The sequence below is a fragment of the Pseudomonas sp. TE24901 genome, assembly GCF_054058375.1.
In genome coordinates, this window is the sequence record NZ_JBSSAF010000001.1 from 770,440 (window position 1) to 795,303 (window position 24,864).

General features: G+C 60.3%; 23 protein-coding genes. 3 read left to right on the top strand and 20 right to left on the bottom strand.

All coding sequences use genetic code 11. The annotated features are described in order from the left end of the window. The first annotated feature begins 78 nt into the window (after positions 1-78). Positions 79-1,308 carry a nucleoside recognition domain-containing protein gene (locus ACVWVP_RS03545; protein WP_178923898.1) on the top strand — a complete coding sequence of 410 codons (1,230 nt, stop codon included), beginning with the start codon at positions 79-81 and terminating at the stop codon, positions 1,306-1,308. A gap of 40 nt (positions 1,309-1,348) precedes the next feature. Here ACVWVP_RS03545 and ACVWVP_RS03550 read toward each other — a convergent pair whose 3' ends face one another. The 20 genes from ACVWVP_RS03550 to ACVWVP_RS03645 form a co-directional block, all read right to left on the bottom strand. After that, positions 1,349-1,960 carry an ABC-type transport auxiliary lipoprotein family protein gene (locus ACVWVP_RS03550; RefSeq protein WP_457404480.1) on the bottom strand — a complete coding sequence of 204 codons (612 nt, stop codon included), beginning with the start codon at positions 1,958-1,960 and terminating at the stop codon, positions 1,349-1,351. After that, positions 1,957-2,895, bottom strand: a complete 939-nt coding sequence (locus tag ACVWVP_RS03555; RefSeq protein ID WP_176994653.1) for an MlaD family protein — start codon at positions 2,893-2,895, stop codon at positions 1,957-1,959. Before ACVWVP_RS03555 ends, ACVWVP_RS03550 begins: the two co-directional genes overlap by 4 nt. 1 nt (position 2,896) lies before the next feature. Beyond that, positions 2,897-3,700: an ABC transporter ATP-binding protein gene (locus tag ACVWVP_RS03560; RefSeq protein WP_259172523.1), complete on the bottom strand. Its 804-nt coding sequence runs from the start codon at positions 3,698-3,700 to the stop codon at positions 2,897-2,899. Continuing rightward, positions 3,697-4,845: an ABC transporter permease gene (locus ACVWVP_RS03565; protein WP_178923890.1), complete on the bottom strand. Its 1,149-nt coding sequence runs from the start codon at positions 4,843-4,845 to the stop codon at positions 3,697-3,699. Before ACVWVP_RS03565 ends, ACVWVP_RS03560 begins: the two co-directional genes overlap by 4 nt. 54 nt (positions 4,846-4,899) lie before the next feature. Further along, the gene (locus ACVWVP_RS03570; protein WP_178923888.1) at positions 4,900-5,931 is read right to left on the bottom strand and encodes a DUF5924 family protein; all 1,032 of its coding nucleotides are present in this window, start codon (positions 5,929-5,931) and stop codon (positions 4,900-4,902) included. A 69-nt stretch (positions 5,932-6,000) separates the two neighbouring features. Next, complete coding sequence (locus ACVWVP_RS03575; protein ID WP_457404481.1) at positions 6,001-7,383, bottom strand: M16 family metallopeptidase; 1,383 nt, start codon at positions 7,381-7,383, stop codon at positions 6,001-6,003. A gap of 58 nt (positions 7,384-7,441) precedes the next feature. Continuing rightward, on the bottom strand, positions 7,442-9,100 hold the full coding sequence (locus tag ACVWVP_RS03580) for a Na/Pi cotransporter family protein (protein WP_178923884.1): 1,659 nt from the start codon (positions 9,098-9,100) through the stop codon (positions 7,442-7,444). Between the two features lie 212 nt (positions 9,101-9,312). Next, positions 9,313-10,080, bottom strand: a complete 768-nt coding sequence (locus ACVWVP_RS03585) for a TerC family protein (protein WP_457404482.1) — start codon at positions 10,078-10,080, stop codon at positions 9,313-9,315. A 65-nt stretch (positions 10,081-10,145) separates the two neighbouring features. Further along, the gene (locus ACVWVP_RS03590) at positions 10,146-11,453 is read right to left on the bottom strand and encodes a CitMHS family transporter (protein ID WP_259172526.1); all 1,308 of its coding nucleotides are present in this window, start codon (positions 11,451-11,453) and stop codon (positions 10,146-10,148) included. A gap of 376 nt (positions 11,454-11,829) precedes the next feature. Beyond that, the gene (locus tag ACVWVP_RS03595; RefSeq protein ID WP_457404483.1) at positions 11,830-13,791 is read right to left on the bottom strand and encodes a DUF7844 domain-containing protein; all 1,962 of its coding nucleotides are present in this window, start codon (positions 13,789-13,791) and stop codon (positions 11,830-11,832) included. Further along, positions 13,788-14,108: a DUF2388 domain-containing protein gene (locus ACVWVP_RS03600; RefSeq protein WP_178923878.1), complete on the bottom strand. Its 321-nt coding sequence runs from the start codon at positions 14,106-14,108 to the stop codon at positions 13,788-13,790. The genes ACVWVP_RS03595 and ACVWVP_RS03600 overlap by 4 nt, the downstream gene beginning before the upstream one ends. 39 nt (positions 14,109-14,147) lie before the next feature. Further along, a complete protein-coding gene (locus ACVWVP_RS03605; RefSeq protein ID WP_176994662.1) occupies positions 14,148-14,456 on the bottom strand; it encodes a DUF2388 domain-containing protein in 309 nt (102 codons plus the stop codon). 106 nt (positions 14,457-14,562) lie between these two features. Then, positions 14,563-14,883 carry a DUF2388 domain-containing protein gene (locus tag ACVWVP_RS03610; RefSeq protein ID WP_457404484.1) on the bottom strand — a complete coding sequence of 107 codons (321 nt, stop codon included), beginning with the start codon at positions 14,881-14,883 and terminating at the stop codon, positions 14,563-14,565. A 159-nt stretch (positions 14,884-15,042) separates the two neighbouring features. After that, positions 15,043-15,228 carry a DUF1127 domain-containing protein gene (locus ACVWVP_RS03615; RefSeq protein ID WP_176994664.1) on the bottom strand — a complete coding sequence of 62 codons (186 nt, stop codon included), beginning with the start codon at positions 15,226-15,228 and terminating at the stop codon, positions 15,043-15,045. 263 nt (positions 15,229-15,491) lie between these two features. After that, the gene (locus ACVWVP_RS03620) at positions 15,492-15,707 is read right to left on the bottom strand and encodes a DUF1127 domain-containing protein (protein WP_010168694.1); all 216 of its coding nucleotides are present in this window, start codon (positions 15,705-15,707) and stop codon (positions 15,492-15,494) included. A gap of 318 nt (positions 15,708-16,025) precedes the next feature. After that, a complete protein-coding gene (locus ACVWVP_RS03625) occupies positions 16,026-17,519 on the bottom strand; it encodes an acetyl-CoA hydrolase/transferase family protein (protein ID WP_178923875.1) in 1,494 nt (497 codons plus the stop codon). 179 nt (positions 17,520-17,698) lie between these two features. Beyond that, on the bottom strand, positions 17,699-19,135 hold the full coding sequence (locus ACVWVP_RS03630; RefSeq protein ID WP_123716752.1) for an NAD(P)(+) transhydrogenase (Re/Si-specific) subunit beta: 1,437 nt from the start codon (positions 19,133-19,135) through the stop codon (positions 17,699-17,701). Next, complete coding sequence (locus tag ACVWVP_RS03635) at positions 19,135-19,455, bottom strand: NAD(P) transhydrogenase subunit alpha (protein WP_003220416.1); 321 nt, start codon at positions 19,453-19,455, stop codon at positions 19,135-19,137. The genes ACVWVP_RS03630 and ACVWVP_RS03635 overlap by 1 nt, the downstream gene beginning before the upstream one ends. 15 nt (positions 19,456-19,470) lie before the next feature. Continuing rightward, positions 19,471-20,592 carry a Re/Si-specific NAD(P)(+) transhydrogenase subunit alpha gene (locus ACVWVP_RS03640; protein ID WP_259172534.1) on the bottom strand — a complete coding sequence of 374 codons (1,122 nt, stop codon included), beginning with the start codon at positions 20,590-20,592 and terminating at the stop codon, positions 19,471-19,473. 452 nt (positions 20,593-21,044) lie between these two features. Beyond that, positions 21,045-21,944 carry a LysR family transcriptional regulator gene (locus ACVWVP_RS03645; RefSeq protein ID WP_178923871.1) on the bottom strand — a complete coding sequence of 300 codons (900 nt, stop codon included), beginning with the start codon at positions 21,942-21,944 and terminating at the stop codon, positions 21,045-21,047. Positions 21,945-22,100: 156 nt separating this feature from the next. Here ACVWVP_RS03645 and ACVWVP_RS03650 point away from each other — a divergent pair, with 156 nt between their 5' ends. Both ACVWVP_RS03650 and ACVWVP_RS03655 read left to right on the top strand, forming a co-directional pair. Then, positions 22,101-23,282, top strand: coding sequence for an acyl-CoA dehydrogenase (locus tag ACVWVP_RS03650; RefSeq protein ID WP_003187423.1), 1,182 nt, complete (start codon positions 22,101-22,103; stop codon positions 23,280-23,282). Between the two features lie 13 nt (positions 23,283-23,295). After that, a complete protein-coding gene (locus ACVWVP_RS03655; RefSeq protein WP_178923869.1) occupies positions 23,296-24,516 on the top strand; it encodes a CaiB/BaiF CoA transferase family protein in 1,221 nt (406 codons plus the stop codon). Positions 24,517-24,864: the final 348 nt, after the last annotated feature.

Here is a 24,864-nt window from a genome sequence, read left to right on the forward strand (position 1 = left end):
AAACCTCGGATAATTCCGGGGTTTGTCGTTTCTGCCAGCCCCGCTATCATTCGCCCCATCTTTCGGGGGATTCAACTGATGCTCAATGGCCTGTGGCTTGGCTTCTTTGTCGTGGCAATGGTGTCAGCACTGGTGCAATGGCTGGTCGGTGGCAACGCCGGCATTTTTGCGGCGATGGTCGAAAGCATTTTCGCCATGGCCAAACTGTCGGTGGAAGTGATGGTGCTGCTGTTCGGTACTCTCACCCTCTGGCTGGGTTTCCTGCGCATCGCTGAAAAAGCCGGCATTGTCGACTGGCTGGCCAAAGCCCTGGGCCCGCTGTTCCGCCGCTTGATGCCGGAAGTGCCTGCCGGGCACCCGGCGATCGGCCTGATCACCCTCAACTTCGCCGCCAATGGCCTGGGGCTGGACAATGCGGCCACGCCCATCGGCCTGAAGGCCATGAAGGCGCTGCAGGAACTCAACCCCATCCCCAACACCGCCAGTAACGCGCAGATCCTGTTCCTGGTGCTCAACGCGTCCTCGCTGACGCTGTTGCCGGTGACGATCTTCATGTACCGCGCCCAGCAAGGCGCGGCGGACCCGACGCTGGTGTTTCTGCCGATCCTGCTGGCGACCAGCGCCTCCACTTTGGTAGGTCTGTTGTCGGTGGCGATCATGCAGCGCCTGCGCTTGTGGGACCCGGTGGTGCTGGCTTACCTGATTCCCGGTGCGCTGGTGCTCGGCGGTTTCATGGCCTTCCTGGCGACACTGTCGGCCACGGCGCTGGCGGGCTTGTCTTCGATACTCGGCAACCTGACGCTGTTCGGCTTGATCATGCTGTTTTTGGTGATCGGTGCGCTGCGCAAGGTGAAGGTGTACGAGGCGTTTGTCGAAGGCGCCAAAGAAGGTTTTGACGTTGCCAAGAACCTGCTGCCGTACCTGGTGGCGATGCTGTGCGCGGTGGGTGTATTGCGCGCTTCGGGCGCGCTGGATTTCGGCCTGGAAGGGATTCGCCATGTGGTCGCCTGGACCGGCATGGACACGCGTTTTGTCGATGCGTTGCCCACGGCCATGGTCAAACCGTTTTCCGGCAGCGCGGCCCGGGCGCTGTTGATCGAAACCATGCAGACCCAGGGTGTGGACAGCTTCCCGGCGCTGGTAGCGGCGACGATCCAGGGCAGTACCGAGACGACGTTCTATGTGTTGGCGGTGTACTTTGGGTCGGTGGGCATCCAGCGGGCCCGGCATGCGGTGGGGTGTGCGCTGCTGGCGGAGTTGGCGGGTGTCGTTGCGGCTATTGCGGTGTGCTACTGGTTCTTTGCTTGAGGCTTAAATGGCTATCGCCGGCAAGCCGGCGATAGGGCTCTCAGCGTTTCGCAGCACTATTGCCTTGCTGCACAACCCAATCCACCACCTGCCTGTTCAACTGATCCCCCGCCAGCCCAAACCCGGCCACCACCGCCGGCACCTTGGTACCCGTCACTGGCTGGTGAATTTCAAACCGCCGGCTGGCAATAATCCGCTGATCGCTCCCGCGCACCAATCGCGCGTCGAGGCGGATCACCACGTCCACCGCGCCTCCCCGGTATTCACTCTGGAACGCCTGCAACTGCCCGCCCAGCTCGTAGTCGGCCTGCAGGTTGGTCTCATCGGTGCTCAACAGCGTCACGCGGCCATCACGTTGGAAGCCGTCCATGAAGCGGTTGCGCAACAGCACTGGCGACGGGTCGCTCCAACGGGCGTTCGCATAGCTGCTGATTAAGTTGCCGTCCGGCACCACGGCAATGCGCGGGCTGTCGAGAAACTCGCTGGTCTGCGGCTTGGAAACGCGCAGCGACCAGCTCACCGTGGCGCCCTGGCTTGCGGTTTGGGCTGGCACCAGACGGTACACGTCCGAAGGGTCGGCCTTGGGCAGGATCGAGCACGCGCTCACGAGCGCCAATGCCACGGGGGCGATCATCTGGTAAGCACGCTTCATGGCGTGAACTCCTTGTTCTTGTCGCTGCCCAGCAAGTAGCCACTGGGGTTGGCTTCCAGGCGGCGGGAGATGGCGCGCAGCGAACCGAGGGTTTCGCGCAGTTCGCGCACCGCCGGCGCCAGTTCATTGAGGCCCTGCATGCCGCTGTTCACCGAGTCCTTGTTGTTAGTGAGCAAGGTGTTGATGGTGGCGGTGCTTTGCTCCAGGGATTTCATGGCCTGTTCGGCACTGCCGAAGGCCTGCTTGCCTTGATCGTTGAGCAAGCCATTGGCGTTGCGCATCAAGGTGGTGGTTTGCTCCAGGGCGGCGCTGGCCTGCTTGCTCACTTGCATCAGTTGCTGCATCACCACCTTGATATCGCCGCGTTGGTCGGCGATGGCGCCGGTGGTTTGCTGCAGGTTGTCCAGGGTGTTGCTCAAGCGCTCGACGTTTTCACGGGAGAACATGTGGTTGGCGTTGTGCAGCAGCAGGTTGATGCTGGTCATCAGGTCGTTGCTGTTATTGAGCAGGCGCGCAATGGGCGAAGGCGAGGCGATGATTTCCGGCAGGTTGCCGTCCTTGCCCTTGAGCTCCGGGCTTTGGGGTGTGCCGCCGCTGAGCTGGATGATCGAGGTGCCGGTGATGCCGGTGAGGGCCAGCTTGGCCTGGGTGTCTTCCTTGATCGGCGTCTGCCCAGCCAAGCGAATGCGTGCCAGCACGCGGCGGGGGTCGTTAGGGTCCAGGCGCAGGCTGGTGACATCGCCCACCTTGATCCCGCTGTATTGCACCGGGCTGCCTTGGGACAGGCCGCTGACCGCCTCGTTGAACACCACTTCATAATCCTGAAAGGCGCTGTCGACGCTGGATTTGGCCAGCCACAGGCCGAACAGCAGGGCGCCGACCACCACAATCACGCTGAACAGACCGATCATCACATGATGGGCTCGGGTTTCCATGTCATACCTCGTCTAGCGATTGAGCGGCATCCAATGCCGCGCGGCCCCGGGGGCCGTGGAAATATTCGTGAATCCACGCGTCGTCCGTTTCCGAGACGACATCGATGGCATCGGCCACCAGCACTTTTTTCTGCGCCAGCACCGCCACGCGGTCGGTGATGGTGTAGAGCGTGTCGAGGTCGTGGGTCACCAGGAACACGCTCAGGCCCAGCGCGTCGCGCAGAGTCAGGATCAACTGATCGAATTGCGCCGCACCAATCGGGTCAAGGCCGGCGGTGGGTTCGTCGAGAAACAGGATGTCCGGGTCCAGGGCCAAGGCGCGTGCCAGGGCGGCGCGCTTGATCATGCCGCCGGACAGCGAAGACGGGTATTTGTCGGCGGCCGAGAGCGGCAACCCGGCCAAGGCCAGTTTCACCGCGGCCAAGTGCTCGGCGTCACGGCGGCTGAGGCCGGCATGTTCGATCAGCGGCAGGGCGACGTTTTCGGTGACGGTCAGCGAGGAAAACAGCGCGCCCTTCTGGAACAGCACGCCAAAGCGTCGTTCTACCAGCGAGCGCTCATGTTCCGACAGGCTCGGCAGGTTTTTGCCGAACACCCGCACCTCACCCTCGCTGGGGCGGCGCAGGCCGACGATGCTGCGCAACAGCACCGACTTGCCGCTGCCCGAGCCGCCGACCACTGCCAGGATTTCGCCTTTGTACAGATCCAGGTCGAGGTTCTCGTGCACGCTCTGCCGGCCAAAGCGGTTGCACAGGCCGCGCACTTCAATCACCGCCTCACTGGGCGCACGGTGTAGACGGCTCACCAGCCCATCTCCATGAAGAACATCGCGGCCACCGCATCCAGCACGATCACCACAAAGATCGATTGCACCACGCTGGAGGTGGTGTGGGCGCCGACCGACTCGGCACTGCCGCTGACCTTGAAGCCTTCGAGGCAGCCAATGGCGGCGATCAGGAAGGCGAAGATCGGCGCCTTCACCATGCCCACCAGGAAATGTTGCACGCCAATGTCCGATTGCAGCAGCGACAGGAACATCGCCGGCGAAATGTCCAACGCCACGGCGCACACCACGCCACCCCCGACAATCCCCGAGAGCATCGCCAGGAACGTCAGCATCGGCAGCGACACCAGCAGTGCCAGCACGCGCGGTAATACCAGTAGCTCCATGGGGTCGAGGCCCAGGGTACGGATCGCATCGATTTCTTCGTTGGCCTTCATCGAGCCGATTTGTGCGGTGAACGCACTGGCGGTGCGCCCGGCGATCAAAATGGCCGTCAGCAACACGCCAAATTCCCGTAGGAAAGAAAACGCCACCAAGTCCACGGTGAACACCGTCGCACCAAAACTCTTGAGCACCGTTGCACCCAGGAAGGCCACCACGGCGCCGACCAAAAAGGTCAGCAGCGCGACGATGGGCGCGGCGTCGAGCCCGGTCTGTTCGATATGGGCGACCATCGGCGTGATGCGCCAGCGTTTGGGGCGCCAGATGCCGCGCGCGAAGGTTTCGAGGATCAGGCCAATAAAGCCGAGCAGCTTCATGCTGTCTTGCCACACGGTGTCGACCGCCCGGCCAATGCGCGCCAACACCTGGATGCCGGCCGCCTCTTCTGGGGCTTTTTCCGGCACACAGAAATCATTCAGCGAGCGGTAGACGGTCTTGAGCAGTGCGCGGTCGGCGGCAGAGAGGCTACAGTCAGTCTGTTCGGCCGAGTGTTCGATCCTGGCGGGGCCCAGCAGCTCCACCAGCAGTGACGCGCCGGCGGTATCCAGCGCGCCCAGGCCATTGAGGTCGATGCGAGCGCCGGCGTCGTATTGGCCGTCGAGCTTGTCCGACAGCTTCTTCAGGTTTGCGTAGTGGGCAAGCGTCCAGTCCCCCGTAATCCTGAGTAACGGAGGCGTCGTGGACGTATCGAGATGGGCGGCACCGGCCGTCGTACGTGTGGTCATAAGCTCCGAGCTTGTTTGGCTATCCACAATTCCTACGTAATAGCACGATACAGCCTACTTTGGGTTGTCCGTTTGTGCTGGGTCAGTGACTTTGAAACGCAGCACACCAATCACCTGGCCGTCCTCGGTCAACACCCGCACTTGCCAGCGGCCTACTGAATCGGCCGGGAAGTTCTGCTTGTGGGTCCAGGCGCGGTAACCCTCCTTGCGCCCGCCATGGATATCCAGCGCGATGCGGTCGACTTCTTTGCCGTTGAATTTCCACACGTGGTAGATCCGCTCATCCAGCCCGCGCGGGGCATTGATCGCGGTGTAGGCGTACAGCCCGCCGCTGCGTAGCTGGGCAGCTGTGACTTCCTTGAGGTCATCGCCCGGGGTGCGGTCTTGCAGCTGGGTGCTGATGGCCACTTCGGTCATCCACAGGGTGGCCGGTGGCACCCAACTGCGCAGGAACCAGCCGGCACAGCCAATCGCCGCCGTGACTCCCAGCAACATTGCCCAGCCCTTGACGCTGCGCAGTGGCAGGCTCACGGCCAGGCTGGGGATCGACAGCAGCATGGCGACGCCGAGGGCGAGCTTGTAACTTTCGGCGGTGGTCAGGTGCAGGATGATCGGCAGCGCGGTGAGCAGCGCCGCGAACAGGGTCAGGGTGTGCAGCGCCAGGAACAGCGAACGCTTGGGCGCCAGCCATTTGTAGTACAGCGGGTCAGTAATCGAGACCAGCGCCGCCGCGCCCAGCAGGCCGGTGAAAATCGATTGGCCGCTGTTCCAGGTGGTGGTGACGAAAAAGAACGGCAACACAAAAAACAGACTTTCCTGGTGGATCATCTGGGTGGCGTAGCGCAGCAGGGGTTCGGGGATTTCCCGCTTGAAGACCCGAGTGAACAGTTGGGTAAAGCTGTTTTCCAACATCAGCCACAACCAGCTCACCAGCATGATCACCGCGATCCAGCTGGCCATGCCTTGCTGACGGTCCACCAGGATGAAGCTGCACACCCCCGAGATAAAGCCGCCGAGTGCGATCACCCCCGGGTAGCGCTTGATCAGTTCGAGGATGCGCTGGATGAGGGGGGGCAGGCTTGGCATGGGAATTCACAATTCGTATAGGAAAAAACCCACACAGAATAACGTCTTAGCCGTGAGTACGGTGCTGCATTACGCAATCCGTTTGCGATAAAACCGCAGGCCGATCAACACAAGTGCGATCAGTCCAAGCACGCCGGCACCTATCCAACTGAGCAGGTCGTAGCTGAACAAGGGTTTTTCGATGCGCCAATAGCCCGGCTGGTTGAACACTTGGCGCATGGCCTCGTTGGTTTGCTTCAGGCTCACGGCCTTGATGCGCTTTACCGGATCGCTGAAATGGCCGTTGGCGTAGTCACCGGAGGCACTCCAGTAATAGTCGGCCAACGCGCTGTTGCCTTGCACCGCCCACGACTGGCGTGCAATGGCGGCTTGCTGCAGGCGGGTAAAGGTTGCCGGGTCGAGGCCGTCCTTGAGCAGTTGGGCCTTGAGGTCCTGCAGTACCTGTTCGGCTTCGGGCAGGTTGTCGCGTTCGAGGTCGGCGTTCAGGCTCAGGAAGCCGACACCGCCGAGCACCTCGCGCTCGCTCCACGGGCCGTAGGACAAACCATGCTTGAGGCGCAGTTGACGGTAGAGCGCCCAGTCGAGGTAGTCCTTGAGCAGGTCGTAGGTTTCATCGTGCTGATCATCTAGCACCGGCTCGGGGAACAGCCAGTGCAGTTTGGCACTGTCACCGATCCAACCGTGCACCAGTTCGCGGTGGCTGGCGGCGGCGTGCTGGATCTCTGGCAGTGGTCGATGTTCGCTCGGCTCGACGGGTTCGAGCTGGCCGTAGGTGCGTTCCAGGTAGGCCGGCAGCAATTTGTCGAGGTCGCCGACGATGATGAGGGTCATATTGTTGGGGGCGTACCAGTTCTTGCGCAGCGCCTCCAGCTGGTCGCGGGTGAGGTGATTGACCTCGGCACGTTCGGCGCATTTGAGCCCCAGTTCGATGGCCAATTGGTTGCTGGCGGTGTGGCCCAGGTCCTGGCGGTCAAGCAGGCGTTGCAGGTGCGAGTAGTGGCCGCCGTCTTCGCGTTCGACCACTTGTTTGGCGGCGTTGATGTTGGCGTCGGTCAGTTGGGTGCGGGTGAGGATGGCCAGCAACAGGTCGAGCACCTTGCGCTGATTTTGCGCGGGGGCTTCGATCACGAAGGTGGTGTCGGCATTGCTGGTGTAGGCGTTCCATTCGCCGCCCAGGGCTTGCATACGGTCTTCAAGGTCGCCCTCGCCGCCGCCGTCGATGCCGCTGAACAGCAAGTGTTCGAGCAGGTGCGGCAGCTCTTTTTCGTCGCAGCTGAAGTCATCCAGACCGACCCCTACCACCAGGCGGATGGCCACATGGCCCCGCTCGGTGCCGGGTTTGAGCAGCAATTGCAGACCGTTGGGCAAGGTGTAGCCTTCGACTTGCAGGCGGTCAAAGGCAAAGACATGTGCAGAGCCCATGAGCAGGCAGGCGAATAGCAGGCGACGCATAACAAGCTTCCTGGCGAGTGAGGTCCATTGTTAACTGACTTCACTCGCCGTCTTACGTTCAGGGGGAATGGGTGATGTCGGCAATATCTTCGGCGGAGAGTGCACCGGTGTCGGACGTTTCCAAGACTACATAGGCGCTGCTGCAAAACAATGAATTGAGGCGCTTCATGTCGGCAATCAGCTCCAGGTGCAGCGAGCTGGTTTCCAGGCTCTGCACGATCTTGCGTTGCAGGCGGCTGACGTGGGCATGGGCCAGGCGGCGCTCCTGGGCGCGGAAGCGACGCTTCTCGCGCAGCAGTTGGCGGGCGCTTTCGGGATCGGCGCTGAGAAACACCGACAGCCCCAGGCGCAGGTTGGCAATCAACTGGCTGTGCAGGCCAGTGAGCTCTTCCAGGCCGACTTCGGAGAACTGGCGGCGTTGGGAGGTCTTCTGCTGCTGCACCTTGCGCAGCATGCGTTCGATCAGGTCTCCGGCCAGTTTCAGGTTGATCGACAGCTCGATGATTTCGGCCCAGCGGCGGTTGTCCTGTTCACTGAGGTCCTCGCGGGGCATCTGCGCCAGGTAGAGCTTGATCGCACTGTACAGGGCTTCGACGTCGTCGCTGAGGCTGCGCATTTCCTGGGTGATGGCGGTTTGTTTGCCGCGCAGCACTTCCTGCATCGCGGTGAGCATGTTGTCGATCAGGTCACCCAGGCGCAGGGTTTCGCGGGCGGCGTTGGCCAGGGCCAGGCTCGGCGTGTTGAGCGACGCCAGGTCCAGGTGACGAGGCTTGGCTTTGCCGTTGGTTTCCTGCTGTTCCGGCAGCAGCCAGGCGCACAGGCGGGCCATCGGGCCGATGGACGGGAGCAGGATCAGGCAGCGGCTGACGTTGTAGAGCACGTGGAAGGTAATGACCATGCCCTGGGCGCTGTAGTCCAGGCCGTCCATCCAGCGTACCAGCGGGTCGAGTACCGGGATGATCAGCAGCAAGCCGATCAGTTTGTACAGCAGGCTGCCCAGGGCGACCTGGCGACCGGCCGAGTTCTGCATGCTGGTGCTGAGAAAGGCCAGCACACCGCTGCCGATGTTGGCGCCGATCACCAGGCCGATGGCCACATGCAGGCCGATTACGCCGGCGCCGGCCAAGGTGGCTGTGAGCAGGACGGCGGCCAGGCTGGAGTAGGAAATCATCGCAAACAATGCGCCCACCAGGGCGTCGAGCAAGATATCGCCGGTCAGCGAGGCGAAGATGACTTTGACGCCTTGGGCATGGGTAATCGGCCCGGCTGCTTCGACGATCAATTGCAGTGCCAGAATGATCAGGCCCAGGCCGATCCCGACCCGGCCCATCTGCCCTGCCCGCGTCTGCTTGCGGGACAGGAAGAAAATCACCCCAAGGAAAATCAGCAGCGGTGATAGCCACGACAAGTCGAAGGTCAGTACCCGCGCCATCAAGGCCGTACCGACGTCGGCGCCGAGCATGGTTGCCAGGGCCGGCGTGAGGCTCATCAGGCCCTGGCCGACAAATGAAGTCACCAGCATGGCCGTGGCGTTGCTGCTCTGCACCATGGCCGTCACCAGGATACCGGCGACAAACGCCAGCCAGCGCTTGGACATGTTCTGCCCGATGACTTGGCGCAAGTTGGAACCGTAGACCCGCAAGATGCCGGTACGGACGATGTGCGTGCCCCAGATAAGCAGGGTCACGGCGGAAAGCAGATTGAGCAAGGTCAGCATGCTCGGCCCCCCGTGTGGGTACGCTCCAAAAAGAGCGAAGGAAGTTTGCCGCGTGCCGTTCTACGTCTTGTAGTTAAGCTGTAGTTGGCGAATGGGCTCTGCGCCAGCATCGCATAGCTAAAGTGGGGATTGAAACAAAACTGTCATGAAATCAGCTGAGTGCGAAATGAAAAAAGGGGCCTGCATAGGCCCCTTTTTTGTCTGGCTCGGGTTTATTGACCCGGAATGTCCTTGCGCAGTTTCACAGGATCCTGCTGTTTCTTCTTTTTCGCGATGGCGGTGCGCATCTTGATGTTCACCGCTTCTACCGCCAGCGAGAACGCCATGGCGAAGTAGACGTAGCCTTTTGGCACGTGCACGTCGAAGGATTCGGCGATCAGCACCGTACCCACCACCAGCAGGAACGACAGCGCGAGCATCTTCAGCGACGGGTGCTTGTCGATGAATGCGCTGATGGTGCCGGCCGCCAGCATCATCACCAATACCGCCACGATAATCGCCGCGACCATGACCGGCACATGGGAGACCATGCCGACGGCCGTGATGACCGAGTCCAGGGAGAACACGATGTCGATGATGGCGATCTGGATGATGGTGTAGATGAACTTGCCACCGGCGCCCTTGGGCTCGTCGTGGGTTTCGTCTTCACCTTCCAGGGCGTGGTACATCTCCTGGGAGCTTTTCCACAGCAGGAACAGGCCACCGAAGAACAGGATCAGGTCGCGACCGGAAATGCCCTGGCCGAACACCACGAACAGGTCGGCGGTCAGTTGCATGACCCAGGTGATCGACAGCAGCAACAGGATGCGCGTGACCATGGCCAGGGCCAGGCCGAAGATCCGGGTGCGTGCCTGCATATGCTTGGGCATGCGGCTGACCAGGATCGAAATCATGATGATGTTATCGATACCCAGGACGATCTCGAGGGCCGTCAGGGTGAAGAAGGCAATCCAGATTTCCGGATTGGTCAGCCATTCCATGTGTATTCCTTTGAGCAAGTGTTAAACCGCGCAAGCTGCAGCGCCGCGCGGTTGGGTTGATACGATTATAGAGTACTGAACAGCGGGAAAATCCCCATCAGCAAAGCGGCGAACATTATGCACAGGCACACCAGCACTGCCCACTTCAGGGTGAAGCGTTGGTGATCGCCAAATTCGATACCGGCCAGGGCCACCAGCAGGTAAGTCGATGGCACCAGTGGGCTGAGCAAGTGCACCGGCTGGCCAACGATGGACGCCCGCGCCATTTCGACGGCGGTGATGCCGTAGTGGCTGGCGGCCTCGGCGAGTACCGGCAGCACGCCATAGTAGAACGCGTCGTTGGACATGAAGAAGGTAAACGGCATGCTCACCAGGGCGGTGATCACCGCCAGGTACGGGCCCAGTGCGTCAGGAATGACCGCCAGCAGGCTCTTGGACATGGCGTCGACCATACCGGTGCCCGACAGGATACCGGTGAAGATACCGGCCGCGAAGATCAGGCCGGTCACCGCCAGTACGCTGCCGGAGTGGGCGGCGATGCGGTCTTTCTGCATTTGCAGGCATGGGTAGTTGACGATCATCGCGATACTGAACGCCACCATGAACAGCACCGGCAGCGGCAGCAGGCCGGCGATCAGCGTGCACATCAGGGCGAAGGTCAGCGCGCCGTTGAACCAGATCAGCTTCGGACGACGGGCGTCAGGGTACTGCGACACACTGATTTCACTGTGGTCGATTTCATCGCCCGCCAGGTGCAGTTCACCCAGGCGTGCACGCTCGCGCACGCCGTACAGGTAGGCGATCACCAGGATCGCGACCACACCGACGGCCATGGCCGGGATCATCGGCACGAAGATGTCCGACGGGTCCACATGCAGCGCACTGGCGGCGCGGGCGGTCGGGCCACCCCAAGGGGTCATGTTCATCACGCCACCGGCAAGGATGATCAGGCCGGCCATGATCCGCGGGCTCATGCCGATGCGCTGGTACAGCGGCAACATGGCGGCGACGCAGATCATGTAGGTGGTGGCGCCGTCACCGTCCAGGGACACGACCAGCGCCAGCACGGCGGTGCCGACCGAGACTTTCAGCGGGTCGCCCTTGACCATCTTGAGGATCTTGCGCACAGCCGGGTCGAACAGGCCGGAGTCGATCATCAGGGCAAAGTAGAGAATGGCGAACATCAGCATCACGCCGGTCGGCGCAAGCTTGGTGATACCGGCCAGCATCATCGGGCCGATCTCGGGCGCGAAGCCGCCGAACAGCGCGAACAGGATCGGCACGATGATCAAGGCGATCAGCGCAGACAGGCGCTTGGTCATGATCAGGAACATGAACGTGATGACCATGGCAAAGCCAAGGAAAGTCAGCATAGGAATACTCCAGGCGTAGCGCGGCTAGGGAATGGCGAACCGAGTGGGGTCAGCGCAGATCGAAAGGCACGAGGCGTACGGGTGGAGTGGGGGCGAACAGGCGGGTACGAGCGGACATCGGGAATCACCATTGTTGTTGTTAACAGCCGGTCTGTTGCCGACAGTGGGGGCGATCCTAGACGGGTAAGCTTTCAGCCAGCTTTCGCTGGAAAAACAGGTGACGAAGGGGAAAGGCACATTCTTCAGGTATGTGGAGATTCAATGTGGGAGCTGGCTTGCCTGCGATAGCGGTGGGCCAGGCAACAAAGATGTTGAATGTGCCGGCGCCATCGCAGGCAAGCCAGCTCCCACATTCGGATTGTGCTTGCAGGAATTATCAGGGCAGCTCGAGGCCGCCGGCGGCCTTGTGCAAGGCGCGCAAGTGCTCGCCGACCTGCTTGAGGTTGGCTTCGCAGGCGGCAATCTCGGCGGCGCGAGAAGGTTCCAGCAGCACCCTCACCTCTTTATCCAGATCGCCGGTCAGCGTTTGCAGCTGCTTTTGACGTTGGGCGCTTTCCGATTCGAGGCGCTTGGACTCCGACGGTTGCGGCAGGCCGTAGCCGCCGCTGCCCAGTAGTTCAGCCGGGCGGCTGAGGAAGCCGCTGTTGGCGAGGATTTGTTGCAGGGTGTTGTTGGCTTTTTCCATGCCGCCGTTTTTCAGCTCGCGGGCGCCAAGGTAGCGTTGCTTGACCTCATCCTGGGCCAGCATCAGTTGTTTGCGGTAGCTGGCCTGCTCCAGCAACAACAGGGCGGCACTGGTGCGCAGATCGGCCTGGCCAAACCACTGGCGGCGTTCTTCTGCGCTGAGTGACAGCCAATCTTCGACCTGAGTCTGCTTTATCGGCAGGTGTTTGCGCAGGACGTCGAACATCGCCTGGTAGCGTTCGCGGAATGAATCGAAGTGATAACCCAGGCGCAGCGCTTCGCGCTTGTCCTTGAGGACGCTGGTGTCGGCCAGGCCGCGGGCGCTGAGGACTTCCAGCAAACCGTTGGGGGTAATGTTGTCCAGCCCGGTGAGCTGTGGGTTGGCGCTGCCGCTGCGCAAAAGTTTCAGGCTCTCTACCGCACAGTTGTTGGAGATGAAGAAGTAGTTGCCGTCGTAGCTCCAGTGCATCTCGGCGGCGTGCTCGACGGTGTCGTTGATTTCCTGGCGTGTGAGTTTGAGCGGCACCGAGGCCAGGCCGCGCAGCTCGGTCTTGGTGTATTCATCGATCACCTGGGCCAGGGGCAGCACGAACAACCGCGACGGGTACTTGCCCACCAGGCCGTCCCAGCTCGACAGTTGTACGTCACCGACGAACGCGCGGTAGGACAGGACCAGATGCTGGTCTAGGTCGAGCCGGCAGTCCGGGCCGCGTGGCCGGCCGGGTGCACAGATCACCAGGCGTAACATGCTGTGGCCCCAGCGGCTGACCAGGTTCTCGTTGGCTTCGGCCAGCAGGTAGTCAATTTCGTAGACGCGCTCCGGGTCGATCTGGCCCAGCGGCGTCTTGGCAAAATCATTGCCTGCGTTCAGGAAGGCGTAGGTCTTGGCGCAAGTGTCTTGCTCGGGCGGTGCCCAGCCGAAGTGTTCCTTGTAATAGCGAAACAGCGCCGGGCGGCGGCAGGCGTAGCTCGGGTCAAGGAGGAAATACTCCATGTTGACCGCGACGAACTCCAGCGGGCTGGTGGTTTCGTAGATGTCCGGGCTGCGCGCTACCTGGTGGTTGTGCTGTTCGCGCTCGCCGCGACGGCCGACGTATTGCGGCCAGCCGGCGAGGTCCAGCAGGCGCGGGTCATCGCTGAGGGTAAAGCGGCGGTCATTCTGGCCACGGCACTGGTCGGGCAGGCCGATCAGGCCGGTGATGTTGTTCTGGCGACTGCAACGGTTGATGAGCGCGCGGTCTTCCTTGGACCACAGGCGCGCACGGTCATAAATGTGAGTCAGCTCATGCAGCACAGTGGCGAGCATTTCGCGGCGCACGGTGCCGTGGGGGCGGTTGGTCTTCTGAGTTGCGGCGCTGCCGTCGGTCAGGCTGGCGAGCAGGTTCTGGTTGAGATCCAGTTCGGAAACCAGGGAGGCCTGGCCGTAGGCGTTCTCGGGCATCTTGTCGGTCCAGCCGACCTCGATGGTGCGGTCCAGTTGTTCGATGAAGCGCGGTGGCAGAGAGCGCATCGCTTCATCGAGCAACGCCTGGCTGGCCTGCTGTTCGGCCGGGCTCAAGCCGTCGGACTTGAGCCGCAGTTGCAGGCTGGCCTGGGCTGCGCTTGCACTGAGCAGCACAGCCACGGCCAGTAGCCAGGCGTTGAGGCGCCTCACAGTGCGAGGATGGCTTCGGCGAGGCTCTGGTCGCTGGCGTCGCGCGTTTCCGGCATGCGCGTACGAATGGTGTCGAAAGCGGCTTCCAGTTGTGCGCCACGGATCTCGCCGTTGGTGGCGACGAAGCTCGCGGCGTCATCGTGGGCTTCGCGCACGATTTTCGAGTCGCGGATGGACGTGGTGGTGTCCGAGGTGAAGTCAATGGTACGGGCCGACGCACGGACGATGATGTTACTGGTGGCCTTCAAGGTTTGCGCGTGGGCAACATCGGCCAACAACAGCAGGCCGAGAGCGGCGGCGATCAGCGGGCTACGCATGGAATAACTCCAATTACAAAGACGGAAATACAAAGATGATTATTGGACGAGAATTGCTTGCGCCAGTTCAAGGTCGCTGGCGTTAAGTTTTGGCTGGGTGCGGCGCAGGTAATCCAGTGCGGATTCCAGGCGAGCGCCCCGCCATTGGCCGTCAGTGGCTACAAACGCGGCAGCGTCATCCTGGGCGGCCAATACCAATTTCTTGTCAAAGGGCGCGGAAGTCACCTTGCTGGTGGCGTACACACTTATGACGGTGCTCTGGGTGGTCACGTCGAAGGCCGAAGCCAATGGCGACCAGACGACGGAAAACAGAACAGGAACGATCAACAGGCGGTATGAAAAAGCCATGGGACTCGACAACTGGAAGCGAGCGCCAAGGCTAGCGCAATGCCCGGGCGAGAGCCAGCGTTGAGGCATGCGGGAGCGGCTGGCGCTCCCTTACACCGAGCTGAAGTCAGATCGCCAGGATGGCCTGGGCCAGTTGTGCGTCTGTTGCGGCATTCAGTTGCGGGGCTTGTTGGCGGATCTGTACCAGAGCGCTTTCCAGCTTGACGCCACGGATGGCGCCGTCGCTGGCGACAAAGCTGGCTGCGTCGTCACGGGCAGCTCGCACAACCTTATTGTCACGCAAGGACGACGTGGCATCGGAACTGGCGTCCGACGTGGCTTTGAGTGCGCCGACGATTGCGTCGGTGGTCACGATGAGGCTGGTGGCATTGGTATTGGCAGCCACGGCCAACAAGGCAGCAGCACTCAGCAGGCGAAAACGGGACATGGAAAAACTCCTGTAGATGAACAAATAAGGTGGCGCAGAACGGCCACTGTGAAACGGGTGTTGTTGCTGTTGAGCATCAGACGCCCGTTCTACAAGGTTCGCCACGTGGTAACGGGATCTTAAGCCGCCGCTTATCTGTTCGAAAAGCCTCTCGACCCGTTAGTCACGCCAAAAGGGTTTAGACAGTTCGGCCATTCGGTCGCCGGCGCTGATACCGGCGTCAGACAGTTCGCGTGGATCAAGTTGCGCCAGTTGGCGGCGTTCGTGGGCCTGTCGCGCCCATCTGGCCAGTGCACGGGCTATACCTGCGATCAACTGTTTATAGCGTGGGGTTTGGGTGGTCATGAGTGAGGCCTTCCATGCGGTCTTGGAACACCATGTTGGGCGGCGCGGGTTTACCGGTACAGATACACTCGACCTAAATTGTACTGCTTAATTGTTATGTTTTTTAAACTGTACCTGTCGTGAAGTTGACCTTCTGTTTTTATCCTCAAAACCCAAACCCCGGAAACAACAAAGCCCGCCTCCGGTTTCCCGGGGCGGGCTTTGCTTTGATAAATCAGGGTGCTGGCGGTGGACCCGGTGGGTCAGGGCCAGCGGGCGCTACATTAGCGCCAGAACGGCTTGCTCAGCTCTTCGTAGCGTTGAGCTTCGCTGATACCGGCGTCAGCCAGCAGACGCGAATCCAGACGAGCCAGTTGGTGGCGGCTGGAGATGCGGCGCTGCCACAACATCAGGTTGGCGATAACGCGCAAAGGCAGAGAGGCCTGGGTGTTTACAGCTTTTTCTTCGAAGAACAGATCGGAACTGAGTGTACGTTCCATGATGACATCCTTCCGCTTGTGGCGGGATTAGGTAGTGGTTTAACTGATGCCAATGATCCTCTTCCGGCGCAAGACTCTCTAGATACAGTTCACCTGTATTGTGAGGGGCCAGTTAACTGTTTATAGGTGCTGTACTGTTCGGAAATGGGGCAACTGTACCTGTCCGCACTGAAACAGTGCGAAATAGGAGTTTTCGACGGAGTATGTGGGATATTTCGGTAGGAAATGACCGGTACAGCAGTACAGTTTTTTTCAGTTTACTAAGAAGTACAGCCGAGCTGATGAAACTGCCGTTGCATCAGCCCGGATCTGTATCAATCAAGCCTTGAGCATATGCCCGGTTTCTTCCAGGTTGATGTGCCAACTCAGTGCTTCGCGCAGGATGTGTGGCGTATGCCCGCCGATGGCACAGGCTGCGTCGAAGTAAGTATTCAGCGCATCGCGATATGCCGGGTGCACACAGTTGTCGATGATCACCCGGGCGCGTTCGCGGGGCGCGAGGCCACGCAGGTCGGCCAGGCCGACTTCGGTCACGAGGATATCCACATCATGCTCGGTGTGGTCCACATGGCTGACCATCGGCACCACGCTGGAAATCGCGCCACCCTTGGCGATCGATTTGGTGACGAAGATCGCCAAGTGAGCGTTGCGCGCGAAGTCCCCGGAGCCGCCAATGCCGTTCATCATCCGCGTGCCGCAGACATGGGTGGAGTTGACGTTGCCGTAGATATCGAACTCCAGCGCGGTGTTGATCCCGATTATACCCAGGCGGCGCACCACTTCCGGGTGGTTGGAAATTTCCTGCGGGCGCAGCACCAGTTTGTCTTTGTAGCGCTCCAGGTTGCCGAACACGTCGGCATTGCGTCGTTCTGACAGGGTGATCGAACTGCCCGAGGCGAAGCTCAGTTTGCCGGCATCGATCAGGTCGAACGTCGAATCCTGCAACACTTCCGAATACATCGTCAGGTCTTCGAAGGGCGACTCGATCAGGCCGCACATCACTGCGTTGGCGATGTTGCCGATGCCGGCCTGCAGCGGGCCGAGCTTGTTGGTCATGCGCCCGGCGTCCACTTCCTGCTTGAGGAAGTTGATCAGGTGGTTGGCAATGCCTTGGGTGTCGCTGTCGGGCGGTGTCACGGTGGAGGCGGAATCCGCCTGGTTGGTGACCACGATGGCGACAATCTTTTCCGGCGGAATGGGAATGGCCGTGCTGCCGATGCGGTCATCGACCTTCACCAGCGGAATGGGCGTGCGGGTTGGCCGGTAGGTCGGGATATAGATGTCGTGCAGCCCTTCCAGGTTCGGGTTGTGCGCCAGGTTGATCTCGACGATCACCTGCTTGGCGAAAATCGCGAAGCTGGCCGAGTTACCCACCGATGTCGTCGGCACGATGTGCCCCTGTTCGGTGATCGCAACGGCTTCGATCACGGCAATGTCCGGCAGCTTGAGCTGGTTGTTGCGCAATTGCTCGACGGTTTCCGACAAGTGCTGGTCAATAAACATCACCTCGCCGGCATTGATGGCGCGGCGCAGGGTGCTGTCGACCTGGAACGGCATGCGACGGGACAGCACGCCGGCCTCGGTCAGTTGCTTGTCCAGGTCATTGCCCAGGCTGGCGCCGGTCATCAAGGTGATTTTCAGCGGGGAAGTCTTGGCGCGTTCGGCCAGGGCGTGGGGGACGGCCTTGGCTTCACCGGCGCGGGTGAAGCCGCTCATGCCGACGGTCATGCCGTCCTCGATCAGTGCGGCGGCGTCTGCCGCGCTCATGACCTTGTTCAACAACGAAGGCAAGCGGATACGATCACGGTACATGGATTGTTATCTCAGGCTACGGAAGCAAGGTGCGCAGTTTAGTGATTTCAAAAAAATTCGGCCCGCTACCATGGTCGAATGCCGGGCAGCGATTTAGAGCCTTTGGTCGGGTTTCATGCGGCAATAAAAAACCCCAGCCTACAAGAGGCCGGGGTTTCGAGTATTGCGCTGAAGCAGTGTTACTCGACGGCCTTGACCATGTCTTCGATGACTTTCTTGGCGTCGCCGAAGACCATCATGGTCTTGTCCAGGTAGAACAACTCGTTATCCAGGCCGGCATAACCGCTGGCCATCGAGCGTTTGTTGACGATGATGGTCTTGGCCTTGAAGGCTTCGAGAATCGGCATGCCGGCGATCGGTGAGTTCGGGTCGTTCTTGGCGGCCGGGTTGACCACGTCGTTCGCGCCGAGCACCAGCACCACGTCGGCCTGGCCGAACTCGGAATTGATGTCTTCCATTTCGAACACCTGGTCGTAAGGCACTTCGGCCTCGGCGAGCAAGACGTTCATGTGCCCGGGCATACGGCCGGCCACCGGGTGGATCGCGTACTTCACGGTGACGCCGTGGTGGGTCAGCTTCTCGGTCAGTTCCTTGAGCGCATGCTGCGCCCGTGCCACTGCCAGGCCATAGCCCGGCACGATGATCACGGTGTCGGCGTTGGTCAGCAGGAATGTGGCGTCGTCAGCGGAGCCGGACTTCACTGGCCGCGCTTCTTTAGAGCCGGTTGCCGCAGCGGCATCCGAGGTATTGCCGAAACCGCCGAGCAATACATTAAAGAAGGAACGGTTCATCGCCTTGCACATGATGTACGAGAGGATCGCGCCGCTGGAGCCCACCAGGGAGCCGGCGATGATCAGCATCGAGTTGTTCAGCGAGAAGCCGATACCTGCCGCCGCCCAGCCGGAGTAGCTGTTGAGCATCGACACCACCACCGGCATGTCGGCGCCGCCGATTGGGATGATGATCAGCACGCCGAGCACGAAGGCCAGGGCCAGCATCAGGGCGAAGGCGGTGAGGTTACCGGTGAACATGAACGCCAGGCCTAGGCCCAGGGTAGCCAGGCCGAGCACCAGGTTCAGTTTGTGCTGGCCGCCGAACTGTACGGGTGCGCCCTGGAACAGGCGGAACTTGTACTTGCCCGACAGCTTGCCGAACGCGATCACCGAACCGGAGAAGGTGATGGCACCGATGGCTGCACCGAGGAACAGTTCCAGGCGATTACCAGCAGGGATCGAGTCACCTAAATGTTTGACGATGCCCAGGGATTGCGGCTCGACCACTGCGGCAATCGCAATGAACACTGCCGCCAGGCCGATCATGCTGTGCATGAACGCGACCAGCTCCGGCATCTTGGTCATTTCTACGCGCTTGGCCATGATCGAACCGGCGGTGCCGCCGATCAGCAGGCCGACAATCACATAGCCGATGCCGGCAGTTGCCAGCTCAGCGCCCAGCTTATAGATGAGGCCTACGGTGGTGAGCACCGCCAGCGCCATGCCGAGCATGCCGAACAGGTTGCCGCGCCGCGAAGTTGTTGGGTGCGACAGGCCTTTGAGAGCCTGAATGAAGCAGATCGACGCGATCAGGTAGAGCGTCGTTACGAGATTCATGCTCATTACTTCGGCGCCTCTTCTTTTGCTTTCGGGGCTTTCTTCTTGAACATCTCAAGCATCCTGCGAGTGACCAGGAAGCCACCGAACACGTTTACCGCTGCGAGCGCCACGGCCAGGGTGCCCATGGTCTTGCCCAGCGGGGTCACGGTGAGGGCCGCAGCCAGCATGGCGCCGACGATCACGATTGCGGAAATGGCGTTGGTAACGGCCATCAAGGGCGTGTGCAGCGCGGGTGTCACGTTCCAGACCACGTGGTAACCGACATAAATCGCCAGCACAAAGATGATCAGGTTGTAGATACCGGGGGAGATAAGCTCTTCCATCGTCTGAATCCCTGCTTAGGCGTTTTTGCGGATGACTTGGCCGTCGCGGCACATCAGGCACGCGGCGACGATGTCGTCTTCGAGGTTGATTTCAAACTGCCCTTCCTTGGTGAAGACCAGCTTCAGGAAGTCCAGCAGGTTGCGTGCATACAAGGCCGAGGCGTCGGCGGCGACAGCGCCGGCGAGGTTGGTCGGGCCGCAGATGATCACGCCGTTCTCCACCACCACCTGATCGGCGACGGTCAGCGGGCAGTTGCCGCCTTGGGCGGCGGCGAGGTCGATGACCACCGAGCCGGGCTTCATCTGCGCGACGGTGTCGGCGCTGAGCAGGGTCGGAGCCTTGCGGCCCGGGATCAGTGCGGTGGTGATCACGATATCGGCCTGCTTGGCGCGCTCGTGCACGGCCAGGGCCTGGCGCTGCATCCAGCTGGTGGGCATCGGGCGGGCATAACCGCCGACACCGACGGCGCATTCACGCTCTTCATCGGTCTCGTAGGGCACGTCGACAAACTTGGCGCCGAGGGATTCGATCTGTTCCTTCACGGCCGGGCGTACGTCAGACGCTTCGATCACAGCACCCAGGCGTTTCGCTGTCGCAATCGCCTGCAGACCCGCGACGCCGGCGCCGAGGATCAGCACGCGTGCAGCCTTTACGGTGCCGGCGGCCGTCATCAGCATCGGCATAAAGCGTGGGTAGTGATGAGCGGCGAGCAGCACGGCCTTGTAGCCAGCGATGTTGGCCTGGGAGGACAGCACGTCGAGGCTCTGGGCACGCGAGGTACGTGGTGCGGCTTCGAGGGCAAAAGCGGTAATGCCGCGTTCGGCCAGCTTGGCGATGGTTTCGTTGCTGAACGGGTTGAGCATGCCCACCAGTACGGTGCCGCTTTTGATCAGCGCAAGCTCGCTGTCGCTGGGGGCAACTACCTTGAGAATCAGCTCTGCGTCAAACGCATCGCTGGCACTGCCAATGGTTGCGCCTGCCGTTTCGTAGGCACTGTCGACGACACTGGCTTTAACGCCGGCTCCGCTTTGAACAGTGACCTTATGGCCCTGGCCGATCAGCTTCTTGATGGTTTCCGGGGTGGCAGCCACCCGCGTTTCACCGGTCTGGGTTTCGAGAGGAACACCAATGTGCACGTCAAATCTCCTGCATGATCTTTTTGCTTTTGATCTTTTTGTAAAAAGGCCAGTGCACCGTGAGTGGCGCATCTGGGGCGGCCGATCAGCACGATCCCGCTGAAATGACAGCGGGGCGCGGCATTTTGCAGGCGAACTTTACGGCCTTCAAGGGATTATGACGGGTGACGAAAAATTAACTACAAGTCACCCTGTGACTGATTGTCGCAATGCGATGAAATAACCTCTTTAAATACAGGTGTTTAAAGGACTGTAGCCGAATATTGGGTGTTTCTTCATCGTTGGTGTGAATGGTCGTGCATTGGCTTGCCGTAGTCGCTACACGCCTTGAAAATCATGGCTCTTAGCCTTAATTTGAACAGATAAGTACAGTCTGCTTAAACGCGACATATACGTATATCTGTAGGTCTTGATTTTATTTGACTACAGGGTCAATAAACGGGCTTTGTCCTTTAAATGCTGGGGCTATAGCGTTGGGATTGATCAACCAACCAGTCCCTGAAAGCGTGTAATGACGCCGATTCGACTTTTCTGTCGGGAATCATCAGGTAGTACGCCTTCGCGCTGCTCAGCGTTTCGGGGTTGGCGATCACCAATTGGTGCTCGTCGAGTTCGCGCTGAATCAAGAACGGCGGGATCAGCGCGATGCCCATGTCATGCATGGCTGCCTGAGACAACATCGAGAATAGCTCGTAACGAGGGCCTGTCATGTCGCGAGGAATGTTCAGATGTTGCGCGTTGAACCATTGGCGCCAGGCGTAAGGCCGCGTGGTCTGCTGCAGTAGCGGCAGTTCGGCAATTTCCTGGGCGCTGAAGTGGGTACGTGTGCCCAATAAGCGAGGGCTGCAGACGGGAACGGGGTTCTCGCCCATCAGTCGGTGTGATTCGGTACCCGACCAGTCGGCATCACCAAAGTAGATCGCAGCGTCGAACTCGGTGTCTGCAAACAGGAATGGGCGGGTACGGTTAGTGAGGTTGACCGTGACTTCCGGGTGCTTGTGTTGAAAATCCTTCAGGCGGGGGATCAGCCATTGGGTGCCGAAGGTGGGTACCACCGCGAGTTCGATGACATTGGCGCCCTGTTGCCCCATGACCGACAGGGTGTCACGTTCTACTGCGTCCAGCTGCATGGCGACGCGGCGGCTGTACGACAACCCCGCCTCCGTGAGTTTTACCCCGCGTCGCGAGCGCCGAAATAGCTCGACACTCAAAAACTCTTCGAGACTCGCGATTTGTCGGCAGATAGCGCCTTGAGTGATGGAAAGCTCGTGCGCGGCCTTGGTAAAGCTCTCGTGGCGGGCTGCCGCTTCAAAGCTGACCAGGGCAGTGGTGCTGGGGATCTTTCTGCGCATGTAACTTGTCCTCACTTATAAACCGCATATACGTCGTCTATGGCGCTTTCGAAGTGAGAAATTAGCACAACCCTATTCGGAAACCTCGTTTGCCCTCTGCGTTTGCCCGGCCTAGTCTGCATCCACGACTTCTGATTTTTCCGCGAGGACTTATTCATGGCTGGCAAGGCAAGCTTCAACTGGATCGATCCACTGCTGCTGGATCAACAGCTCACCGAAGAAGAGCGCATGGTGCGCGACAGTGCTGAGCAATTCGCCCAGGACAAGCTGGCGCCCCGTGTGCTCGAAGCTTTTCGCCATGAAAAGACCGACCCTGCCATCTTTCGCGAGATGGGCGAGACCGGCTTGCTGGGCGCGATGATTCCCGAGCAATACGGCGGCAGTGGTTTGAACTACGTCAGCTATGGGTTGATTGCCCGTGAGGTCGAGCGTGTCGACTCCGGTTATCGCTCGATGATGAGTGTGCAGTCGTCACTGGTGATGGTGCCTATCAATGAGTTTGGCACTGAGGCGCAGAAGCAGAAGTACCTGCCGAAGCTGGCTTCCGGCGAGTGGATCGGTTGTTTCGGCCTGACCGAGCCTAATCACGGCTCCGATCCGGGCGCGATGATTACCCGGGCGCGCAAGGTGGATGGCGGCTACAGCCTGACGGGCGCCAAGATGTGGATCACCAATAGCCCAATCGCCGATGTGTTTGTGGTGTGGGGCAAGGATGATGCGGGTGACATCCGTGGATTTGTCCTGGAGAAAGGTTGGAAGGGGCTGAGCGCTCCGGCGATCCACGGTAAGGTTGGCCTGCGTGCCTCGATTACCGGCGAGATCGTAATGGACAACGTCTTTGTGCCGGAAGAGAACATCTTCCCGGATGTACGGGGTTTGAAGGGGCCGTTTACCTGTCTCAACTCCGCACGTTACGGCATTTCCTGGGGCGCGTTGGGAGCCGCTGAGTTCTGCTGGCATACCGCCCGCCAGTACACCCTTGATCGTCAGCAGTTCGGTCGCCCGTTGGCAGCGACCCAACTGATCCAGAAGAAGCTGGCTGATATGCAGACCGAGATTACCCTGGCGCTGCAAGGTTGCCTGCGCCTGGGGCGCATGAAGGACGAAGGGACGGCGGCAGTGGAGATCACGTCGATCATGAAGCGCAACTCGTGCGGCAAGTCCCTGGACATTGCACGCATGGCGCGGGACATGTTGGGCGGAAACGGAATTTCGGATGAGTTTGGTGTGGCGCGTCACTTGGTCAACCTTGAGGTGGTCAATACCTACGAAGGCACCCATGACGTGCACGCCTTGATCCTTGGGCGCGCGCAAACCGGTCTTCAAGCGTTCTATTAATAGGAGCACGACCATGGGCGCGCTTTCGCATCTGCGGGTACTGGATTTGTCGCGAGTACTGGCGGGCCCCTGGGCCGGGCAGATTCTTGCGGACCTTGGGGCTGAGGTGATCAAGGTCGAGCGACCGGGTAATGGGGATGATACGCGGGCGTGGGGGCCGCCTTTCCTCAAAGATGCCTATGGTGAAAACACCAGCGAGGCGGCGTATTACCTGTCGGCCAACCGCAATAAGGAGTCAGTCACCATCGACTTCACGCGACCGGAGGGGCAAAAGCTGGTGCGAGACCTGGCTGCCAAGTCCGACATCCTGATCGAGAACTTCAAGGTGGGTGGTCTTGCGGCGTACGGGTTGGACTATGAGTCGCTGAAGGAGATCAACCCGGAGCTGATCTATTGCTCGATCACGGGGTTTGGTCAAACCGGACCATACGCCACGCGTGCGGGTTATGACTTCATGATCCAGGGTTTGGGCGGTCTCATGAGCCTGACCGGCCGCCCTGAGGGTGATGAGGGCGCGGGGCCGGTGAAGGTCGGGGTGGCGTTGACCGATATTCTCACCGGGCTCTACTCGACGGTGGCGATCTTGGCGGCCCTGGCTCATCGAGATCATGACGGTGGCGGGCAGCACATCGATATGGCATTGCTGGACGTGCAGGTCGCATGTTTGGCTAACCAGGCGATGAATTACCTGACGACAGGAGTGCCTCCGAAACGTCTGGGTAATGCTCATCCGAATATTGTGCCTTATCAGGATTTTCCCACGGCTGACGGCGACTTCATCCTTACGGTGGGCAACGATGGTCAGTTCCGTAAGTTTGCTGAGGTGGTCGGGCAGCCGCAGTGGGCGGATGACCCGCGCTTCTCTACTAATAAGGTGCGGGTGGCTAATCGCGCAGAGCTGATTCCGCTGATTCGCCAGGCCACCGTGTTCAAGACGACAGCGGAGTGGGTGGCACAGCTGGAGCGAGTGGGTGTGCCATGCGGGCCTATCAATGATCTGGCGCAGGTGTTTGCTGATCCGCAGGTAAAGGCGCGCGGACTTGCACTGGAGCTGCCACATGCTTTGGCTGGCGTGGTGCCGCAGGTTGCCAGCCCGATTCGTTTGTCCAAGACGCCTGTTGAGTATCGCAGCGCTCCTCCCTTATTGGGTGAGCATACGGCTCAGGTGTTGCAGGACGTGTTGGGGTTGGGGGCTGCCAACGTGGTCGATTTGAGAGCGTTGGGTGTGATCTGAGTGTTTCCTTCTATATATAGAGGTTTCTGGGCTGTTTATTGGTTGCTTTTTAATCAATTCTAACTAATTGATAGAGAAGACAAATTAAGGGTTGACGGCAGATTCTGGAAGCCTATAATTCGCCCCACTTCCGGCGCAGTCGAAACGGAAAACTCCTTGAGTTTCAATGAGTTAAGTAGGTTTCGATAGCGGATCGCTTCAGTTCATCGAAGCCCAGGAGGAGTTAGTGGAGCAGTGTTGTTTGGCTCTATTAACGTTTCGATCTTCTCGGTCGAAAGCGGAGAAAAAGAGGTGTTGACAGCAGCGTGTAACGCTGTAGAATTCGCCTCCCGCTAACGAGAGATCGGA

Coding starts and splice junctions, on each gene's coding strand:
- ACVWVP_RS03545 (WP_178923898.1), top strand. CDS start 79: ATGCTCAATGGCCTGTGGCTTGGCTTCTTTGTCGTGGCAATGGTGTCA.
- ACVWVP_RS03550 (WP_457404480.1), bottom strand. CDS start 1,960: ATGAAGCGTGCTTACCAGATGATCGCCCCCGTGGCATTGGCGCTCGTG.
- ACVWVP_RS03555 (WP_176994653.1), bottom strand. CDS start 2,895: ATGGAAACCCGAGCCCATCATGTGATGATCGGTCTGTTCAGCGTGATT.
- ACVWVP_RS03565 (WP_178923890.1), bottom strand. CDS start 4,845: ATGACCACACGTACGACGGCCGGTGCCGCCCATCTCGATACGTCCACG.
- ACVWVP_RS03570 (WP_178923888.1), bottom strand. CDS start 5,931: ATGCCAAGCCTGCCCCCCCTCATCCAGCGCATCCTCGAACTGATCAAG.
- ACVWVP_RS03575 (WP_457404481.1), bottom strand. CDS start 7,383: ATGCGTCGCCTGCTATTCGCCTGCCTGCTCATGGGCTCTGCACATGTC.
- ACVWVP_RS03580 (WP_178923884.1), bottom strand. CDS start 9,100: ATGCTGACCTTGCTCAATCTGCTTTCCGCCGTGACCCTGCTTATCTGG.
- ACVWVP_RS03585 (WP_457404482.1), bottom strand. CDS start 10,080: ATGGAATGGCTGACCAATCCGGAAATCTGGATTGCCTTCTTCACCCTG.
- ACVWVP_RS03590 (WP_259172526.1), bottom strand. CDS start 11,453: ATGCTGACTTTCCTTGGCTTTGCCATGGTCATCACGTTCATGTTCCTG.
- ACVWVP_RS03600 (WP_178923878.1), bottom strand. CDS start 14,108: ATGCGTAGCCCGCTGATCGCCGCCGCTCTCGGCCTGCTGTTGTTGGCC.
- ACVWVP_RS03605 (WP_176994662.1), bottom strand. CDS start 14,456: ATGGCTTTTTCATACCGCCTGTTGATCGTTCCTGTTCTGTTTTCCGTC.
- ACVWVP_RS03610 (WP_457404484.1), bottom strand. CDS start 14,883: ATGTCCCGTTTTCGCCTGCTGAGTGCTGCTGCCTTGTTGGCCGTGGCT.
- ACVWVP_RS03615 (WP_176994664.1), bottom strand. CDS start 15,228: ATGACCACCCAAACCCCACGCTATAAACAGTTGATCGCAGGTATAGCC.
- ACVWVP_RS03620 (WP_010168694.1), bottom strand. CDS start 15,707: ATGGAACGTACACTCAGTTCCGATCTGTTCTTCGAAGAAAAAGCTGTA.
- ACVWVP_RS03625 (WP_178923875.1), bottom strand. CDS start 17,519: ATGTACCGTGATCGTATCCGCTTGCCTTCGTTGTTGAACAAGGTCATG.
- ACVWVP_RS03630 (WP_123716752.1), bottom strand. CDS start 19,135: ATGAGCATGAATCTCGTAACGACGCTCTACCTGATCGCGTCGATCTGC.
- ACVWVP_RS03635 (WP_003220416.1), bottom strand. CDS start 19,455: ATGGAAGAGCTTATCTCCCCCGGTATCTACAACCTGATCATCTTTGTG.
- ACVWVP_RS03645 (WP_178923871.1), bottom strand. CDS start 21,944: ATGCGCAGAAAGATCCCCAGCACCACTGCCCTGGTCAGCTTTGAAGCG.
- ACVWVP_RS03650 (WP_003187423.1), top strand. CDS start 22,101: ATGGCTGGCAAGGCAAGCTTCAACTGGATCGATCCACTGCTGCTGGAT.
- ACVWVP_RS03655 (WP_178923869.1), top strand. CDS start 23,296: ATGGGCGCGCTTTCGCATCTGCGGGTACTGGATTTGTCGCGAGTACTG.